We start from the raw sequence: 591 nt of genomic DNA, 5'->3' as shown, positions 1-591 counted from the left end.
GTCTAAGTATGCCACTATTAGTGAAGTTGAGACGGAACAACTCATTCAAATTCTAAAGTCAGGTCATTGAACTATCTGGGAACGTTAGTTAAATAAAGGAAGTTAACGAGGCTGCCGCTAATATGTACGGCAGCCTTTGTTGAAGTAACGGGCAGGAATGTTTAACAACAATTCGTTGACACTCTCTTTATATATAAGTATAATTTTTCCAAAATCGTCTGCGAGGTGGGGAATTCAGAATGACTGAACAAACAGTAGCTTGTAAATTAGCACAGTTAGGAATCGTTCTACCCAATGCAAGCGAACCAGCAGCTAAGTATGCAAACTACGTAAAAGTAAACGGGCTTTTGTTCGTTTCGGGTAAGGGGCCTTCTGGAAACCCTAGAGGTAAGTTAGGTCAGGAATATTCAACCGAAGAAGGTTATCAGTTTGCACGACGGACTGGGATTGAAGTTCTGGCTGTACTGAAATCAGCTTTAGGCACACTGGAGAAAGTGAAACGAGTGGTTAAAATTCAGGGTTTTGTTAATGCGGACGCAAATTTTGAAGAACATCATAAAGTGTTAAACGGTTGTTCTGATCTTATGCTAG

1 protein-coding gene is annotated in these 591 nt (G+C 40.4%); it reads left to right on the top strand.

Annotation, left to right across the window (positions count from 1 at the left end; translation table 11 throughout):
* Window positions 1-239: 239 nt before the first annotated feature.
* On the top strand, window positions 240-591 hold a 352-nt coding region (locus ACFSUF_RS13530), incomplete at its 3' end, for a RidA family protein (RefSeq protein ID WP_377603443.1).

Source organism: Paenibacillus gansuensis, assembly GCF_042684925.1.
Classification (GTDB): domain Bacteria; phylum Bacillota; class Bacilli; order Paenibacillales; family DY6; genus Paenibacillus_N; species Paenibacillus_N gansuensis.
Note: the sequence above shows the minus strand (reverse complement) of the source record. Positions and strands in the feature narration are given on the sequence as shown.